The following is a 17,975-nucleotide window of genomic DNA, read 5'->3' on the forward strand; positions in this document are numbered from 1 at the left end:
ACTAATAGTATACCATTACATAACTAAAGTTGTACATTATCCATTAACGACAGAGCCGCCGTTTACATGCAAGACTTGGCCTGTCACATAACTGGAGTCCGAACTGGCCAGGTAAACATAAGTAGGTGCCAGTTCAAAAGCTTCCCCAGCTCTCTTCATAGGGACAGATGCTCCAAATTCTTCTTTATCAGTAGTTCCTGTAGTGGCCGGAATCAAAGGCGTCCAAATCGGACCAGGGGCAACAGCGTTTACCCGAATGTGTTTATCCAAAAACTCGGTATTTTGAGCCAAAGATCTCGTAAAGGAAACAATCGCTCCTTTAGTAGAAGAATAATCGAGTAGAGAAGGGTTTCCTTTGTAAGCTGTGACGGATGTACTATTGATCACTATTCCACCTTCATTAAAATGCGGCAGAACAGCTTTTGCGAAATAAAACATCGAGAAAATGTTGGTTCGGAAAGTTCGATGCAGTTGTTCTACCGAAATATCTGTAATTGACTCTTTTGTCAGTTGTTCTGCAGCATTATTTACTAAAATATCAATTCCACCATATTCAGCAACCGTTTTATCTACTACTTCTTGGACAAAATCGTCGTCGCCCACATCACCAGTAAACCACAAAACTGATCCGCTTAACTCTTCCACGCGTTGTTTTACTTCAGCTGCATCTTCATGTTCTTCAATGTCCACTAAAGCCAACTTAGCACCTTCTTGGGCAAATGCAACAGCAACTGCGGCACCGATTCCGCTGTCAGCTCCGGTAACGATCGCTACTTTGTCTTTCAGTTTTCCGGCTGCTTTGTAATCTGGATTTTCAATTAATGGTTCTGGACTCATATTTCCCGACTTATCTGGCTGTAAATAATTTTCCTTTGGAGCTTGAGTATCAAGTTTCTTTTCATCTGCCATTAAAAACACCATCCTTATCACAGTTTTAATCAATGCCAGAATAGCAGGTAAATGATTAGAATTCAAACCAAAAGACTCTGCAAGAGAGTCTTTTTACGGACTTCATAATTGGTTTATGAAAGTAAAAAAAGTATACTGAATATAGGAAACATTCGTCATTAAGGAGGATATACCGTGCCAAAAATAAAGAGAAAAGAACACAAATTGGATACCGGAAAAGATGAAGATGTTGAATTGAAAGCTGGACGATTAAGGATTTATTTTCAAAATCGATACAATCTCATCTCTTTAATCAATGACTTTTTAGTAGGAATTATGTATATTTTCGGGAGCTTGGCTCCAATGATGGGATTTCCAAGTCAGTATGGTACTTACCTTTATCTAGCAGGAGGTATCTTTTTGATGATGCGCCCAGTACTGAAGATCCTTCACAATATTTATATTTATACAGATGTGGATTACATTGATGAAGAAGAACTAAAAGCTAGAGAAGAGGAGGAGGAGAGAAAAAAGCAAGAGACTGAAGGAGAAGACCAAGAAGATGAAGAGAAAAAACAAGAAGACCAAGAGTACAATGAAGAATATTATGGGGATGATAAGAACGAAGAGTACGAGAAACACGATGATGCGTAAATCAGCGTTATAGATAACAAATTTCTTCGTGGAAAGAAGGTCGGAACAAATGAAATGGACCAAATTTTTTAAAGGACAGGTACAAAATTTAACAGATGCAATCAGTCGCTTTCCATTATCCGTCGTATTTTTAGTCATTGCTACGAGTATTTTATCTCTTAATATACAGTCGGAAGAGTTTGATTATTATGAGCTGGTGATCGCCAGTTTTGTAGGAGCTTTAGCTGCAGCAGTAGCACAAATGGTTTTTGAACGATTTTTCTCTCACAGAGAAAAACTGCGTTGGATGATTCTTTCACCTGCGCTTTTGTTAGCTATTATTTACTATTTTACTCTGAATGTTGAAACAGATGTTTTTTCACTTGAAGTAGTGATCCGGACAACGGTCTTATCGTTTGCGCTGCTCATTGCGTTTATATGGATTCCAAGTATTCGCAATCGGTTGTCATTCAGTGATTCTTTTACCGCTACTTTCAAAGCCTTGTTTACAACTATTTTATTTTCTGTCGTTTTGACAATAGGGATCATGTCTATTTTATCGGCCATCAATGTTTTACTGTTTACAGTGGACTATCGCGTGTTTGCCCATGCTGCAAATGTAGTGGCGTCATTATTTGCACCGATTTTCTTCTTATCGGATATCCCGCATTATACAGCGACAATTGAGCAGGATGCTGTGAAAGAAGAATTGTCTCCAGAAGTTGAAACAGCCATCAGTGTTCCAAAAATAATGGAAGTATTGCTGTCTTATATCATTATTCCAATCACTATGGTTTTTACCATTATACTAGCACTGTATATTGTTCTGAATATAGGAAGAGATTTTTGGGTAGATAATTTACTGGAACCCATGCTGGTCAGTTATGCCATAGTGGTGATATTAGTGATGCTGCTGATTGGAAGGTTGGAAAACAAAATGGTGACTAGTTTCAGGCTGGTATTTCCAAAAGTCCTCTTCTTTATCGTTCTGCTCCAAACAGTAGCTTCTATTATACAAATCAATGAAAAAGGGCTGACCATTGGCCGTTACTACGTTATTCTATTTGGAGTTTTTGCGATCATCGCCAGTGTTATTTTCAGTATTTGGCCAAAACAAAAAAATGGGCTAGTAGCGATTGTACTGATTGTTTTTTCTGTCATCTCGATTGTTCCCCCAGTAGACGCTTTTACGGTCAGCAAAAATGGGCAAATGGCTTTTCTAAGATCTGTGTTGAATGATAACAACATGCTTGCGGAAAATACCATTGTCCCTAATGCAGATGTACCGGAGAATGAGCAGCGGAAAATTGTAGAAACCGTCAATGACTTAGAGAGTAACGGCTATATTGATGAAGTTGGATTTCTGCCGAAAGATTTTCAATCCTCGGTAGATTTTGAAGAAACATTTGGTTTCAACCAATATGGAGCAGCAACTGAAGTATTCAGCTACCATTATTTTGAATGGGGAAATGGTACGGTGTTAGATGTTTCCAATTATCAAACCATGTCAAAAATACAAGTAGATACCCTGTCACAAGGTACGAATGCAGAAACTGTTCAAACTATTGAGATAGAGGAAGTTGCGTATCAATTAGAGGTAACTGAAGAAGAAAATAGTGTGCTGCTCTCTTTGAAGGATGAGGAAGGAAATACATTGATCAGTACGAATGTAACAGAAATGACCAATGAATTGAATCAATCTCCTGATGCAGTTTCACAAGAGTTGACCTTAGATCAGGCACTGATTGAAAGCGAAAATGAGGGAGCTTTGATGGACATATTAGTGACCCAATTGGATTTCAATAACAATGGAGAATTTTATATGGAACTATTTGCTTTGATTCATGTCAAATAAAAGAGTGAGGAGTAGATTGTGGTGTGTGGAAGATACTCATTTGAAGCTAGTCAGAAAGAACTGATAGCACGGTATCGATTGAAAGAAGCAGATTTTAATTACGGTGCTAAAGAAGAAATTTACCCGACAACTATTTCACCCATTATTCTTCCAGACAAAAAATCAGCTTTACTGACTTGGGGATTTTCTCCGAGTTTTGCAAAAGGTCCGCTGATTAATGCAAGAGGAGAGTCTATTTTAGAGAAGCCGACATTTAGTAAAGCGTTTAGAACCAATCGTTGCTTGGTACCTGCTACGTCCTTTTTTGAATGGGAAAAGATTGGCAATCATAAAGAAAAACGCAAAATTTCTGTCAAAGACCAATCGATTTTTTCCATAGCGGCTATATGTGATCTTTTTATAGACAAAAACGGGAAAGAAGCATGGATGTATTCTATTATTACGACCGAAGCCAATGAAGCAATGAAAAAAATCCATGATCGAATGCCTGTTATCTTATTACCTGAAAATGAAGCAGATTATCTGGACTTAAACCAAGATCCTAAAACAGTTCATCAATTGTTGCGACCTTTTGAAAAAGAGTTGAGTATTGTGTGAAGCAGAATGAAAAAAAAGCTGGGTTTTCTCCAGCTTTTTTTATTTGGCTGAAAGTTCTGAATATTCTATTAGTACAACTTGAATTACTGAAGGCAAAAGTGTATCGTTGAAGTTATGATCTTGCGCTGCTTGACAATAGATAGTTTTAAGCTGGCAAGTAAGCACGAAGCGAAAATTTATAAGGAGAGAAGCAAACGTGAAAAAAACAGAAATCCGGAATCCAATTATCCGGAAATCAAAAGGAAAAGCTCAAACCGTTTTTAAAAGCATGATCAAGGATCCATTAAAGTTGGACATCCTGAATATTGCTTGGCCTGTCTTAATGGAATTAGTGTTAAGTTCTATATTTGGTATGATCGATATGATGATGCTGGGAAATATTCCAGATAACAACTATGCGGCTGCGGCTGTTTCATCTGTGGGTTTGACTAATCAGCCTTTATTTTTAGCGCTGTCTGTAGTACAAGCGTTGAATGTCGGTGGTACAGCCATGATAGCTCGTTATTATGGAGCAGGCGAAAAGAAGCGAATGGAAAATGTTTTGAAACACGTTATGTTGTTCGGTCTGTTTTTCTCGATCCCTATTTCTGTATTCGGGTTGTTGAATGCGGAAACTATTTTGACGTTCATGGGTGGAGAACCTCATGCCGTTGCTATTGGAGCAAGTTATTTTAGAGTCATTTGTATCAGCTACTTATTCCAATCGTTTAACATTAGTATTACAGGAGCCCTTCGTGGGATTGGCCAAACGCAAATTCCAATGCGCATCAATATCTTGGTAAACTTTTTAAATGTTATCGGGAACGCTATATTGATTTATGGTCTACTAGGTATACCCGCTTTAGGAGTCGTTGGAGCTGCAACTTCAACAGCTGCAGCGAATCTGATTGCCAGTACATTACTGGTACGTTTCCTGATGAAAGGGAACAGTGAACTCCCCTTTTCATTCAAACGCAAATTTACATTTGATAAACGGACTTTGAAAAATTTAGTTCGTATCGGGATGCCTTCCGCCATTGAACAGTTGATTTTGCGTGCGGGAGTTATTCTGTTCATTCAAATCGTCTCCAGTCTTGGGACTGTTATTTTTGCTGCACATCAAATTGGAATGAATATATTAAGTCTGTCATTTACTACAGGGCAAGCCTTTGGTATATCTTCATCTTCATTGGTTGGACGTTCTTTAGGCAAAAAGGATACCGATCTGGCTGCGGAATACGCTAAGAAAACGAGTGCCATGGGGGCCATTACGGGTTTGGTAGTAGGAACAGCTTTATTTATCGGTTCGGAAGTCTTTGTTGGATTTTATTCCAATGACTCAGCGATTATCGAAAATGCTTCACTGGCCTTAAAAATCATTGCTGTTGTTCAGCCGTTCCAAACACATCAATTGATCGTTGCCGGTTCTTTACGAGGTGCAGGAGATACCATGTTCCCATTAATCTCTACCTTTGTTGGAGTATTGATCGTTCGTGTACTATCCGCGTACTTTTTTGTATTTATTCTAGATCTTGGTCTGTTAGGAGCCTGGATGGGTATCGTCTTAGACCAATTCCTAAGATGGGTCTTAGTAGGTCTGCGCTTTAAATCGGGAAAATGGAAACATATAGTGATTCATTAAAAGTGTCACGTATAATTCGTTTAAGAGCAGAACATGGAGCCGCATGGATAAACTTTCGCAAAAAAGCAAATTACTTTGATCAGAAAAACCTTATTCATAGCAAATTATGCGACAAATCAGTATACTTTATTAAACGATATATTTTACTGAAAGTAGGGTTGTTATGAAATTATACATTCGAGCAAAACGTTTTTCTTTAAGAGATAGTTTGATTGTACGAAATGAAAAAGATGAGCCCATTTACGAAATCAAAAGCGAATGGTTGTCATTTGGACGAAAGGTACATATCTATGATCAGCAGAATGAAGAAGTAGCTTCTATTGAAGAAAAGAAGTTCGGTTTTTCAGCGAAATACGCAATCAGTCAATTAGATACCAATGTAGCTGTCGTCAAAAAAGAAAACAATCTGGTTGCTTCGGATTATGATATTGATAAACTCAACTGGAAGATCAAAGGCAACGTGGAAGACAATGAGTACAAGATCAAAGAACGTTTACGGACAGTAGCCGAATTGAAGAAAAAATGGTTCTCAGTCGGTGAATCGTATGTACTAGAAGTGGAAGAAGAACAAGATTCTGTGGTGGCTTTAGCTGTTGTAGTGGCTATTTGGAGCTTGCAAGCAGATGCTGAAGAAAAAGAAGATGAATAGAAAAAATCCTCGCCAACTAATTTCTGGCGGGGATTTTTATGATCTTTTGAAAAAAGACTAGATATCTAATTGGAAATATGCTGTAAGTGAGCCCTTTTTACCTGTGTGGTGCCATTCATGGTATTGAGCAAACACCTGCATCACATCGCCTTCTGCTCTATCCACTAATTCTTTCACCGCTAAAAAACTCCTCCAATAATCATACATGATACTGGTCATGTTGCCTTTATAAGTACTATTGCCGAATTCACTCAAAGAATGGTGCCCATATTTTTCTTTGAATTCTTTGACTAAAGTTCGTTCGACAGTACTGATCTCATCAAATTCTTCCTCAGTTAACAAAAACTTCCGTGGCAAATAAAAACACATTCCTTCTTCGAACCAAATATCTTTTTCCCAGTTTCCGTCATCAAATCCTTCTAAGAACAAATCGCTGTGATGAGTCAATTCATGTGCTAAAATCTCCATCATTTGGCTTTCCATATTCCGTTCATAATAATTTTTGATGACCGGCAAATCACGTCCATCCAATTGCTCATAGAAAATAGTTTTCCAATCCTCCATAACGGGTGACATGTAAATAACGTCTTTTCTCGTATAGGCTGGAATCGGAATCGTAGAAAAAATAGTTGTAGCTAATTCAGTGGATGTCCAAACGATAGCTTTAGGACTTTCTTTTAAAGCGAATGATTGTTGGAGATACACTTCATACGGTTGAAGTTGTTGGAACATCGACTGGATGATTTTTCTATGGGGTTCTACTTGAGTTAAATCTTCAAAAGCAAAAATCTGTTTCATAAATACAATCCTTTCCTTAAAAGTCAATTAATCGTACATTTCTTTTTTGATTTTATCTTGGATCATTACCACGTTTGTTTTCAGTAGATGTTCTCCATACGCAGGCTCAATACATTCCTTCCAATATTCCAAGTGTTTTTTATCGACATCAGCAGTAGAAAATTCCACTTCATTAGGAGACATTCCTTGATAAGAAACCCAGTATAAATACATTGTTCCTTCGATAATTTCTTCAAATATTGACTCTACATACATTTTTTCACCGGGCAGAGTTTCGATGACTTCAGCTAAATGATGGTTTAAAAAAAGCATCCATTCTCGAGCAGTGTCTTCTTTTCCGGATTTTACTCTAAAACGTTCTAATTCCACATGTAACGGTCCCGTTGTAGTCCTCTCCTTAAAGAATAATTAAGTTAAGTATAGCAAAAAACAGCCATAATGGATAAGGATTTTAGAAAGATAAAATATTTAGTAAACTTTACTTGAATTTGTTTACTAGATGGAATAAAATAGAATCAAAGAGAACTTGAAAGCGTTTTTAATAAAAGGAGGCAGTCAAACACATGCAATTAGATCAGTTAACAGAAACATTCGAACAATTATATGGAAAGAAAGAAATCCATTCTTTTTTCGCACCAGGAAGAATTAATTTGATAGGGGAGCATACAGATTACAATGGAGGGAACGTTTTTCCCTGTGCTATTACTTTGGGGACTTACGGCATAGCTAGTAAACGGGAAGATACCACAGTAAAGTTGTATTCTGAAAATTTTCCAGAAGCAGGAGTTATTTCATTTGATTTGAGTGAATTGAGCTATAAAAAAGAAGATAACTGGGCGAACTATCCTAAAGGTGTCATCAAGTTCTTGAAAGAATCAGGACATGCTATTTCTACTGGTTTAGAAATGGTCATTTGTGGAACGATTCCTAATGGTGCAGGCTTATCTTCTTCAGCATCTATCGAATTATTGATGGGAGTAGTATTAGAGGAATTGTTTGATTTGAAGGTCGAACGGTTAGAGTTGATTCAAATTGGGAAAAAAGTAGAAAATGAATTTATTGGGGTCAACTCAGGAATCATGGATCAATTTGCCGTGGGGATGGGTCAAAAGAATAGAGCTATTTTATTGGATACAAATACTTTAGAGTATGAAATGGTGCCTGTTGAATTGACTGATCATGTCATCGTGATCATGAATTCAAAGAAAAGACGTGAGCTGGCTGATTCAAAATACAATGAACGTCGAAGCGAATGCGAACAAGCTTTAAGCGAGTTGCAAACGGTGTTGGCTATTCAATCATTGGGTGACCTGGATGAAGCCACTTTTGAAGCCAATAAGCAAGTTATCTCCAGCGAAGTTTTGTCGAGACGCGCGAAACATGCTGTGTACGAAAACCAACGGACGCTAAAAGCTACGGAAGCGTTGAAAGCAGGAGATTTGATTACTTTTGGCAAATTAATGAATGAATCCCACTTATCTACTCAAGAAGATTACGAAGTGACTGGTATAGAGTTAGATACCTTGGTACATAGTGCTTGGGAACAGCCTGGAGTGATCGGAGCACGTATGACAGGAGCTGGATTTGGCGGCTGTGCTATTGCCATCGTTCAAAAAGACAGTACTGAAACGTTTATCCAACAGGTTGGAGCTGAATATGAAAGTAATATCGGCTATGCAGCTGAATTTTACATTGCGGAAATCAGTGATGGAGCTAAAGTACGATAAAAATGACTCGAAAAGGAGCAAAATAGTGATTGATCAAGCTATAATCGATTTTATTGAAATTGGGATACGGAAACAAAAAATGGCTAAAGTAGATCGTGTATACAAAACGAATCAATTGTTGGCTTTATTGCATAAAATAGACTTTGAACCTTCTATTGTCCACAGCACACCGCTGCCATCTGTTTTAGAAGTATTGGATGAACTGGTCAATTATGCGGCAACAACTGGAAGAATCGAAGATAGCCCATCCCATAGAGACGTATTGGAAGCAGAAATAATGGATTTAGTGACACCATTGCCTTCAAAAGTAAACGATGATTTCTGGAGTTTGTATGAAAACAGCCCTAAAGAAGCTACGGATTACTTTTATGGATTAAGCCAATCAAACAATTATATCAAAACAAGAAGTATTGCCAAAAATATCCATTTTTTGAAAGAAACAGAGTATGGCGATCTGGAAATCACCATCAATCTTTCCAAACCCGAAAAGGATTCAAAAGAGATCGCTTTAGCTAAAAACGCAGTCAGTTCCAGTTATCCAGCATGTTTATTGTGTATGGAAAATGAAGGATATGAAGGACATGCAACACATCCAGGAAGAGCCAACCACCGCTTAGTCCGCATGTCTGTCAATCATGAAACATGGGGCTTCCAGTACTCTCCTTATTCTTATTACAATGAGCACGCTATATTCTTATCTGAAGAACATCGCCCAATGAATGTAAACGGGGAGGCTTATCGAAACCTGTTGAACATTGTAGAAACTTTGCCGCATTATTTCGTAGGATCGAATGCTGGATTGCCAATCGTTGGCGGATCGATTTTAACACATGATCATTATCAAGGAGGTCGGCACACATTTCCAATGGAAAAAGCAGAAACGAATGTACCTTTTTCTTTAGATCAGTATCCTGAAGTAACATGTGGAATTGTAAAATGGCCGATGTCTGTTATTCGTCTGAAAAGCAAACAACCTGAAGCATTAGTTGAAGCGGGCAGTTATATTCTGGGGAAATGGGAACAGTACAGCGATGAATCAGCAGAAATTAGAGCATACTCTGGAGAAGAACCCCATAATGCTATTACCCCTATAGCTCGTCAAAAAAACGGCGTATTTGAATTGGATTTAGTACTACGCAACAATCGAACATCAGCAGAGTTTCCGTATGGAATCTTTCATCCGCATCCTGATGTGCAGCACATCAAAAAAGAAAATATTGGTTTGATAGAAGTCATGGGTCTAGCAATTTTGCCGCCTCGACTAGAAACGGAATTAAAAGAAGTGGAGCAGTATTTACTGGATCAACCCAACACAATCGCAGATTACCATAAAGAATGGGCGGATGAGTTAAAAGCAACTCAACACATCACGAAGGAAACGGTTGGAAAAGTGATTCAAGAGGGTGTGGGCTCTGTATTTTTACGGGTGTTGGAAGATGCAGGTGTGTATAAAGCAACAGACGATGGTAAAGAAGCCTTTAAAAGATTTGTAGAGACACTTTAAATTGCACAGTGGGGAGTGAAATAAAATGGAATTTGAGAAGAAATTTTTTGGAGACTTGTCAGGAGAAACGGTTTATGAGTACACGCTCACAAATAGTCAGGGTGTGTCCTTGTCTGCTTTGAACTTAGGAGGAGTAGTGACTTCAATCAAAACACCAGACAAACGTGGAGCTCTAGCCAATATCACATTAGGTTTCGATAATGTGGAAGATTATTTAACTTATCGGCCTTTCTATGGTGCACTAGTAGGGCGCGTGGCAGGAAGAATTGCAAAAGGGGAATTTTCTATTGAAGGCAAAAAATATCAATTGCAAGTAAATGAAGGAGAGAACCATCATCACGGAGGAAACCCTGCATTTGAGTCTCACCTTTGGGAAGTTTCTATAGAAGAAGAGGAAGCTGCTGCACATTTGATCTTTAAGTATTTTAGTCCAGCTGGAGAAAATGGATATCCAGGCAATGTTACTGTTACAGTAACGTACACGTTGTCCGAAGCCAATGAATGGAAAATCACTTATGAAGCTGAAACGGATGAGCCTACTTTATTCAATCCTACCAATCATGTGTACTTTAATTTGACGGGCGACCATACTAAAACCATTCGTGATCATGAACTGCAAATCAATAGTGACTTAGTAGGAGAATTGAAAGAGGATGGAATTCCAACAGGGAAAATGCTGCCTGTTAATGATACTGATTTTGATTTGAGAGAAGCTGCACCGTTGAGTAGAGGAATCGACAGCGAACACCCTCAATTAGAAAGCAACGAGGGATTTGACCATCCATTTTTCTTATCGCATAGAGGCTCTCAACCAGATGCTGTATTATATGATCCTGAAAGTGGCAGAAAAGTTGTTGTTACAACGGATTGTGATGCGGTAGTTATTTTTACTCACAATGGGGTCAGCGGTGATTACCGAATCGATGGAAAAACAGTTCAGCCATATGCAGGAGTAGCGATGGAAACACAAGCTATGCCGGACGCGATCAATCAAGAAAATTTCGGGGATGTCATCTTGTATCCAGGTGAACCATTCCGATCCGAAACCATTTATCAATTTGAATAAAAAGAGGACTTAGAATAAAGTCAGAAAAGTGGTGATAAAATGGCGACGATTAAAGAAATCGCTGAAAAAGCTGGTGTATCCAGCGCAACAGTTTCACGTGTATTGAATTATGATGAGAGTCTTTCCGTCAGCGATGATACTAAAAAACGCATTTTTGAGACAGCAGAAAATTTGAATTATTCTAAATTCCAAAAGAAGAAAAAGCTGAAACAAGGGAAAATTGCCATTGTACAATGGTATACAGAAAAAGAAGAACTCAATGATTTGTATTATTTATCGATCCGCTTAGGGGTGGAGAAAAAAGCAGCAGAAGAAGGGTATGAAATCGTTCGGCTGTTTCAAGATTCAAAGTCTGAGATAACTTCAGAGGTATCGGGGATCATAGCTATTGGAAAATTCAGTGAGCAAGAAATCAACAAGCTGAGTAAATGGACAAAAAATATTTGTTTTGTAGATTCAAATCAGCTGTCTCGTAAATTAGATTCTGTCGAAGTAGATTTTGAGCAGGCAGTTTCAGAAGTTGTGGATTATTTAATAGATCATGAACATCAGAAAATCGGTTTTATCGGAGGACAAGAAAGTTATGCAGATCAATCGGCTGTAGTTGCTGATAAACGACAAATGATTTTCGCACAGTTGCTCGATAAACAAGCCTTGTATAATGAAAAGTACTTTTTTGTGGCTGATTCTTATCATGTCAGTGAGGGGGAAAAAACGATGCAGCAAGCAATCGATTTTCTAGGTGATGACTTTCCAACGGCTTTTTTTGTAGCTAATGATGCATTAGCTATAGGTAGCTTAAGAACTCTGCAGGAAAATAGCGTGTCAGTTCCAGATGATGTATGTATTATCGGCTTTAACGATGCAAGTGTAGCGAAATATGTCTTTCCCACATTAAGCACGGTAAGAGTTGAAACAGAACTGATGGGAGAAACAGCGTTTGAACTTCTGATAGATCGGATGACTACAGAGCGAACAGTCGCTAAAAAAATTACTCTGACAACGGAATTGATGGTGCGAGAAAGTTCACAAAAATAATTGTTGCATGCAATAAAGAGAGCCTAATTAGACTCTCTTTTATTGTATACAGATAATAAACTTTGAGTGACTGCTTCTTCGGGCTATAAGTTCCTTAAAATTACTTAACCAACCCTGCTTTTTTAAAAGCATCATCTTGAGGTTCATAACCTATTGCGATTCTTGCTTGATCGATATCTAAGCGCGGGAATGTATTGTTGGATAGACCATTCACTACTAATGCCGGTTCTTTAAGTTCAGCTTTCAAGCAGCAATCCATTAAGTGACACATGTCACGATTGGATAAGTACATAGCTAACCCGCTGACATCTGTATTTGCGTCAAATTCGCTGTCGTCTTCTTTATAGTCTCCAATCCGTAAACCAATTGATTCCACGCCTTGTTCAAAAGCAAAATAAGAAGCTAGAGCTTCGATATAAACTTTTGATACACCATACAAGTCGCTAGGACGAGGGATATCAGAGATTTTTACTTGTACATTGGAAGGATAAGCATCTGAAGCATGAATAGAACTTGCATAGATGACACGTTTTAATGACGAACTTTTCGCTGCTGCATCAAATAAGTTGTATGGAAGTTTATAATTCAAGTCCAATAAACTATCATAAAAACCAGCAGTTGCATCTGCTTGTCCGGCCAATTGAATCACATAATCAATACCCTCTAACAGACCATCCCAACTGTTTTGTTCTACCAAATCTAATTCTTTGATTTCCATTTCTTTGAACAATTCTTTTTCCTTATCATCAAAGGATCGGTTTACTAACACTAATTCATGATTCGGATGTAAATGTTCAGCTAGATTTTTTCCGATACTTCCAGTAGCACCTGTGATTAAAATTTTTGCCATAGTCGTTCCTCCCGAAATTGAAATAATATTCAAGAAAAGTTATCTAAAAAAGGCAGACCAAAATTTCTTATGGTCTTGCCTTTTTTTGAATACCCATCAAATGTCATTCTTTTATTTATTATTCTGTGACAATAAAAGAATTCATCTTAGTGGTTGTCGTTTTTTTTATGATCCATATCATCTTTAAATTCGCCGACTTTTTTCTCTACGTCGCCTTTAGCTTTTTGTGCTTTTCCTTCGACTTGTTTGGACTTATCATCTGTCATATCGCCGTAAGTGTCTTTTGCGCCACCTACTGCTTTATCTTTTAGTCCTTCTGCTTTATCTTTCCAGCTTTCCTTTTTGTCTGCCATTCTTATTTCCTCCTCTTAGTAAATTTTATAAAAATAGGTTAAACCAATTGTTGGATCTGAATGCATGAACTATCTTATACCAAAATATTATCGCTTGAGAGGCAGAAAGGCAAATAAAAAGCCTTACAGGATAAAACTATGGTTGCAAAAGACAGAAAGTACGTAGTTGCTTAATATTCCCGCGTTTTTATGCTAAAATAATGGCATAGAGATTACGGAAATGAGGAAAATAGTGCATGAAATTATTGGCCATAGACACTTCTAATCAAGCAATGAGTATTGCAGTAATGGAAAACGAAACATTAATTGGCGAATTGACAACCAATTTAAAAAGAAACCACAGTGAACGTTTGATGCCTGCTATTGACGCATTAATGAAAGAACTGAGTTTGGAGATACAAGAAATCGATCGAGTTGCGGTGGCTAAAGGCCCAGGCTCTTATACTGGCTTACGAATTGGAGTAACAACTGCAAAAACATTAGCTTGGACATTGAACAAAGAATTAACAGGTATTTCTAGTTTGAAAGTCCTCGCTGCAAATGTAAGCTTTACTGATCAGTATATTGTTCCTGTCATGGATGCCAGAAGAGGCAATATTTATACGGGATTGTATCAGTATCAAAAAGGTGTCCTGGTCGAGGCAGAGCCTGACACTCATATCTCAGCCGATAAATGGGCTGAATACTTGAGCCGCAAAGAAGGTCAATTTATTTTAGTAGGCGAAGACTATAGTAAACACTTGGAAACATTTGAAAAACAGTTAATGGGACGTGTCAGTATTGCATCACCGCAACAACAAGTACCAAAAGCTAGTGTGCTGGGAATATTAAGCTTATCTAGTGAAGTTGAGGAGGTTCATACTTTTACTCCCGATTACTTGAAATTAGCTGAAGCTGAAGAAAATTGGCGTGCTGCACATCCTGATTTAGTGGAGGATAACTATGTTGAAAAAATTTAGAGATTGGTTAACCAGTGGAGTAAGTACAGTGTCTATTTCAGAAACGATACCTAAAACGAAAGTTTCCCATCGAGTTCAGCTTAGTCAGTCTCATCTTATCTTGGGTGATGGAGCAATGTTTGAAACAGCGATTGGGGAGGACCGGGATGTAGAAACCTTATTGGCTATCCAGACCGCTTGTTACAATGGAGAGACGCCTTGGAACGCTTCTGCACTGCACCACGAATTAAAGCGAAATACAAATGCATTGTATATTGTGATTCGCCAAATTTCAAAACCAGTAGCCTTTATTGGTGCTTGGTTAGTGGAAAAAGAAGCTCATATCACCAATGTAGCAGTTGTTCCAGAATTTCAACGAAAAGGAATCGCTACATGGATGATACAGGAATTAGAGCGTATATCCGCGGCAGAAGGCATGGAAGTTCTCAGTTTAGAAGTGCGTGTATCCAATGAAAAAGCACAATGTTTGTATCACCAATTGGGATTTTCAGAAGGAAAAGTCAAAAAATTCTATTATTCAAACGATCATGAAGATGCTCTTGAAATGAGCAAACAACTTGTAAAAAGCGAGGTAGCCAGCCTTGAAAGATAATCAAGATTTATCAAGGTTTGGAGATGTACATCTATCTTTTGAACCAACAGATATCCCCCCTCCCAACAAGTTATTCGAACTGGCAAATGAAAATTACAGCACAGGCTCACCTTGGAGTGTCAGTGGGTTTGCAGAGGATTTAAAAACAGCTCATGCTTATTATGGAATGGTCTTATCTGATAAAGAATGTGTCGGTTTTGTAGGCTACCACAGCCTATTAGGAGAAGCTGAAATCACTAATTTTGTAGTAGCGAAGAACTTTCAGCGACGAGGGATAGCTTTAAGGCTGCTGCGAAGTTGCCTAGAAAAACTGTCTGCTGAGAAGGTTGAACAAGTCTTTCTAGAAGTTCGTGAAAGCAATCAAAGCGCAATCGGTTTGTATCAAAAAAGCGGATTTATGAATATCGGTACACGAAAGAATTATTATGCACAATCTAAAGAAAATGCTGTGATTATGCAACTAACCCTTAAATAACTTAAAGTCTAAAATGAGAAAGAGTGAAATAAATTAAAATGGAAAAGAAATTGATTCTTGCTATTGAATCGAGTTGTGATGAAACAAGCGCATCGGTTGTAGAAAATGGAGATACTGTTTTATCCAATATCGTAGCTTCCCAAATAAAAAGTCATATGCGTTTTGGAGGAGTTGTTCCAGAGATTGCCAGCCGGCACCATGTAGAACAGATTACACAGATCATTGAAGAAGCGATGGAAGAAGCTGACGTTACCTATGAAGATCTAGCTGGAGTAGCCGTCACTGAAGGACCTGGTTTAGTTGGTGCTTTATTGATCGGAGTAAATGCTGCCAAAGCTGTTGCTTACGCACACAAATTACCTTTAATCGCTGTCAATCATATGGCCGGTCACATCTATGCCAATAAATTTGTGCACACTATGAGATTCCCACTAATGGCGCTTGTAGTAAGCGGTGGGCATACTGAATTGGTTTATATGGCTGATGACGGTTCTTACGAAATTGTAGGCGAAACCCGAGATGACGCAGCCGGAGAAGCGTATGACAAAATCGGCCGTGTTCTAGGACTGCCGTATCCGGGTGGGAAAGCTATCGATCAAATGGCCCATGAAGGCCAAGACGTTTACAATTTTCCAAGAGCTATGATCAAAGAAGATAATTATGATTTTAGTTTCAGCGGACTGAAAAGTGCTTTTATCAATAAAGTGCATAACGCTCAACAAAAAGGGGAAGAATTGAATAACAATGATTTAGCGGCTAGCTTCCAAGCTAGTGTGGTCGAAGTATTGGTCACAAAAACTCTGCGAGCTGCTAAAGAATATCGTGTCAAACAGCTTCTTTTAGCAGGCGGTGTAGCAGCTAATAAAGGTTTGAGAGAAGCTCTTATGAAAGCTATGAAAGAAGAACTTCCTGAAGTAGAGTTGGTTATTCCGCCACTCTCTCTATGTGGAGATAATGCCGCTATGATAGGGGCTGCGGGATTTGTGGAACTGACTAAACATCAATTTGCAGGATACGAGTTGAATGCAAAACCTGGTCTATTGTTAGGCTGATTCTCAATAAAAAATAAATCATCCGGAAGTTAGAAATGTTTGTTATTCTAACTTTCGGATTTTTTGTATTTATATTAATAAAAATGACTTTTTATTTTATTTTAAGTTTAAAACACGAACTATAAATTATAATACGATTAGAAATGTAAAGTTTTTAAATCTTTGCTTATTTTTTTGTTGTAAGATGTGTCCATGAAAGATCATACGAAACAAAAAACTTTGGGGGTAAAGAGTGTGAATAAAAGAAAAGTAACAGGAATAATGTCATTCGGATTAGTTTCGGGATTAATGCTTGCAGCTTGTGGAAACGAAACAGAAGCAACAGATAACGGCAGCACAGAATCTATAGAAACGAGCGATTATTCCATTGTGATGGTAACTGACAGTGGTGGAGTTGATGATGGTTCCTTTAACCAATCTGCATGGGAAGGTATGATTGAGTGGGGGGAAGAAACAAATGGTCTTGAAGGTGAGAACTATGCGTACATTGCTTCTAATGAAGATTCAGAATACATACCCAACTTAAATCAAGCCATCATGAATGACTTTGATATCATTTTTGGTGTTGGATTTAAATTAAAAGATTCTATTAAAGAAATTGCTGCAGGCAATCCTGAGCAACAATTTGTGATTACCGATGATAGTATAGAAGGACTTGATAATGTAGCTTCAGTTCTTTTTAAAGATCAAGAAAATGCATTCCTAGCAGGAGTTTCTGCTGCACTATCAACTGAAACAGGGAAAATCGGATTTGTAGCTGGACAAGAAAGTGAAGTTTTAGATCGATTTGAAGCCGGCTTTTTAGCAGGAGTTCAGGCAGCGGATCCAAGTGTTGAAGTTCAAGTAGAGTATGTCGGCTCTTTTGCAGATACATCAAAAGCCAGACAAATTGCCGCAGGAATGTATTCTAACGGAATCGATGTGGTTTACCAAGGTGCTGGAGATGCTGGTAATGGTGTCTTTTCTGAAGCAAGAGATCGTATGAACGCCAACCCGGATGAGCAAATTTGGGTCATCGGTAGTGATCGTGATCAAACAGAAGAAGGGAACTATGATGGCGGTAATTTGACATTAACGTCTTCCATTAAAGGTTTAGGAACAGCTATCAAATCAGTTGCGCATGATACAATGGAAGGCAATTTCCCAGGAGGTAAAATCACTCAATTAGGACTGAAAGAAGAGGCTATCTATATGACACGAGGCAATTTGAGCGAAGAGGTCTGGACAGCTGTTGAAGAATTCAAAGAGCAAATTATCAATGGGGACATTGTTGTACCGACAAATCCTGATGAAGTGACTGCGCCAGAATAAAGGCATG

At 38.2% G+C, this 17,975-nt stretch carries 18 protein-coding genes and 1 pseudogene; 14 read left to right on the forward strand and 5 right to left on the reverse strand.

Annotation, left to right across the window (positions count from 1 at the left end; translation table 11 throughout):
• Positions 1-36: 36 nt before the first annotated feature.
• A complete protein-coding gene (locus ACEN36_RS01740) occupies positions 37-909 on the reverse strand; it encodes an SDR family oxidoreductase (protein ID WP_407095807.1) in 873 nt (290 codons plus the stop codon).
• Positions 910-1,083: 174 nt separating this feature from the next.
• Between ACEN36_RS01740 and ACEN36_RS01745 the strand changes: the two are divergent.
• The 5 genes and pseudogenes from ACEN36_RS01745 to ACEN36_RS01765 all read left to right on the forward strand — a co-directional run.
• A pseudogene (locus ACEN36_RS01745) lies at positions 1,084-1,362 on the forward strand (YrhK family protein); the annotation flags it as partial.
• A 229-nt stretch (positions 1,363-1,591) separates the two neighbouring features.
• Entirely contained in the window at positions 1,592-3,376 is a 1,785-nt protein-coding gene (locus ACEN36_RS01750; RefSeq protein WP_407095808.1) for a DUF4153 domain-containing protein, read from the forward strand.
• A gap of 18 nt (positions 3,377-3,394) precedes the next feature.
• Positions 3,395-3,973 (forward strand): SOS response-associated peptidase, encoded by a 579-nt coding sequence (locus ACEN36_RS01755; protein WP_407102537.1) that lies wholly within the window; start codon positions 3,395-3,397, stop codon positions 3,971-3,973.
• Between the two features lie 196 nt (positions 3,974-4,169).
• Positions 4,170-5,594, forward strand: a complete 1,425-nt coding sequence (locus tag ACEN36_RS01760; protein WP_407125800.1) for an MATE family efflux transporter — start codon at positions 4,170-4,172, stop codon at positions 5,592-5,594.
• Between the two features lie 163 nt (positions 5,595-5,757).
• Positions 5,758-6,243 (forward strand): LURP-one-related/scramblase family protein, encoded by a 486-nt coding sequence (locus ACEN36_RS01765; protein WP_407125801.1) that lies wholly within the window; start codon positions 5,758-5,760, stop codon positions 6,241-6,243.
• Between the two features lie 57 nt (positions 6,244-6,300).
• Here the strand turns inward: ACEN36_RS01765 and ACEN36_RS01770 are convergent, their stop codons facing one another.
• Complete coding sequence (locus tag ACEN36_RS01770) at positions 6,301-7,041, reverse strand: hypothetical protein (RefSeq protein WP_407102534.1); 741 nt, start codon at positions 7,039-7,041, stop codon at positions 6,301-6,303.
• 27 nt (positions 7,042-7,068) lie between these two features.
• Entirely contained in the window at positions 7,069-7,410 is a 342-nt protein-coding gene (locus ACEN36_RS01775) for a DUF6176 family protein (RefSeq protein WP_407102533.1), read from the reverse strand.
• A 194-nt stretch (positions 7,411-7,604) separates the two neighbouring features.
• Between ACEN36_RS01775 and ACEN36_RS01780 the strand changes: the two genes are divergently transcribed.
• The 4 genes from ACEN36_RS01780 to ACEN36_RS01795 are packed head-to-tail and all read left to right on the forward strand — an operon-like array spanning position 7,605 to position 12,376.
• Positions 7,605-8,768, forward strand: a complete 1,164-nt coding sequence (locus ACEN36_RS01780) for a galactokinase (protein WP_407102532.1) — start codon at positions 7,605-7,607, stop codon at positions 8,766-8,768.
• A 22-nt stretch (positions 8,769-8,790) separates the two neighbouring features.
• Positions 8,791-10,272 (forward strand): UDP-glucose--hexose-1-phosphate uridylyltransferase, encoded by a 1,482-nt coding sequence (galT, locus tag ACEN36_RS01785; protein WP_407125882.1) that lies wholly within the window; start codon positions 8,791-8,793, stop codon positions 10,270-10,272.
• A 25-nt stretch (positions 10,273-10,297) separates the two neighbouring features.
• Positions 10,298-11,338, forward strand: coding sequence for an aldose epimerase family protein (locus ACEN36_RS01790; protein ID WP_407095815.1), 1,041 nt, complete (start codon positions 10,298-10,300; stop codon positions 11,336-11,338).
• 39 nt (positions 11,339-11,377) lie between these two features.
• The gene (locus tag ACEN36_RS01795) at positions 11,378-12,376 is read left to right on the forward strand and encodes a LacI family DNA-binding transcriptional regulator (protein WP_407095816.1); all 999 of its coding nucleotides are present in this window, start codon (positions 11,378-11,380) and stop codon (positions 12,374-12,376) included.
• A gap of 100 nt (positions 12,377-12,476) precedes the next feature.
• On the opposite strand, the gene ACEN36_RS01800 is transcribed toward ACEN36_RS01795, so the two are convergent.
• Both ACEN36_RS01800 and ACEN36_RS01805 read right to left on the reverse strand, forming a co-directional pair.
• Positions 12,477-13,226 (reverse strand): NAD-dependent epimerase/dehydratase family protein, encoded by a 750-nt coding sequence (locus ACEN36_RS01800; RefSeq protein WP_407125802.1) that lies wholly within the window; start codon positions 13,224-13,226, stop codon positions 12,477-12,479.
• Between the two features lie 146 nt (positions 13,227-13,372).
• Entirely contained in the window at positions 13,373-13,579 is a 207-nt protein-coding gene (locus ACEN36_RS01805; RefSeq protein ID WP_407095818.1) for a CsbD family protein, read from the reverse strand.
• Between the two features lie 236 nt (positions 13,580-13,815).
• Between ACEN36_RS01805 and tsaB the strand changes: the two genes are divergently transcribed.
• From tsaB to ACEN36_RS01830, 5 genes are all read left to right on the forward strand, one after another.
• Positions 13,816-14,538, forward strand: coding sequence for a tRNA (adenosine(37)-N6)-threonylcarbamoyltransferase complex dimerization subunit type 1 TsaB (tsaB, locus tag ACEN36_RS01810; RefSeq protein ID WP_407125803.1), 723 nt, complete (start codon positions 13,816-13,818; stop codon positions 14,536-14,538).
• Positions 14,522-15,130, forward strand: coding sequence for a ribosomal protein S18-alanine N-acetyltransferase (gene rimI, locus ACEN36_RS01815; protein WP_407125804.1), 609 nt, complete (start codon positions 14,522-14,524; stop codon positions 15,128-15,130). Before tsaB ends, rimI (ACEN36_RS01815) begins: the two co-directional genes overlap by 17 nt.
• On the forward strand, positions 15,120-15,605 hold the full coding sequence (gene rimI, locus ACEN36_RS01820) for a ribosomal protein S18-alanine N-acetyltransferase (RefSeq protein WP_407095821.1): 486 nt from the start codon (positions 15,120-15,122) through the stop codon (positions 15,603-15,605). Before rimI (ACEN36_RS01815) ends, rimI (ACEN36_RS01820) begins: the two co-directional genes overlap by 11 nt.
• 38 nt (positions 15,606-15,643) lie before the next feature.
• Entirely contained in the window at positions 15,644-16,657 is a 1,014-nt protein-coding gene (gene tsaD / locus ACEN36_RS01825) for a tRNA (adenosine(37)-N6)-threonylcarbamoyltransferase complex transferase subunit TsaD (RefSeq protein ID WP_407125805.1), read from the forward strand.
• Positions 16,658-16,891: 234 nt separating this feature from the next.
• Entirely contained in the window at positions 16,892-17,968 is a 1,077-nt protein-coding gene (locus ACEN36_RS01830; protein ID WP_407125806.1) for a BMP family protein, read from the forward strand.
• Positions 17,969-17,975 lie beyond the last annotated feature (7 nt).

Source organism: Desemzia sp. FAM 23989, from assembly GCF_045528345.1.
Classification (GTDB): Bacteria; Bacillota; Bacilli; order Lactobacillales; family Carnobacteriaceae; genus Desemzia.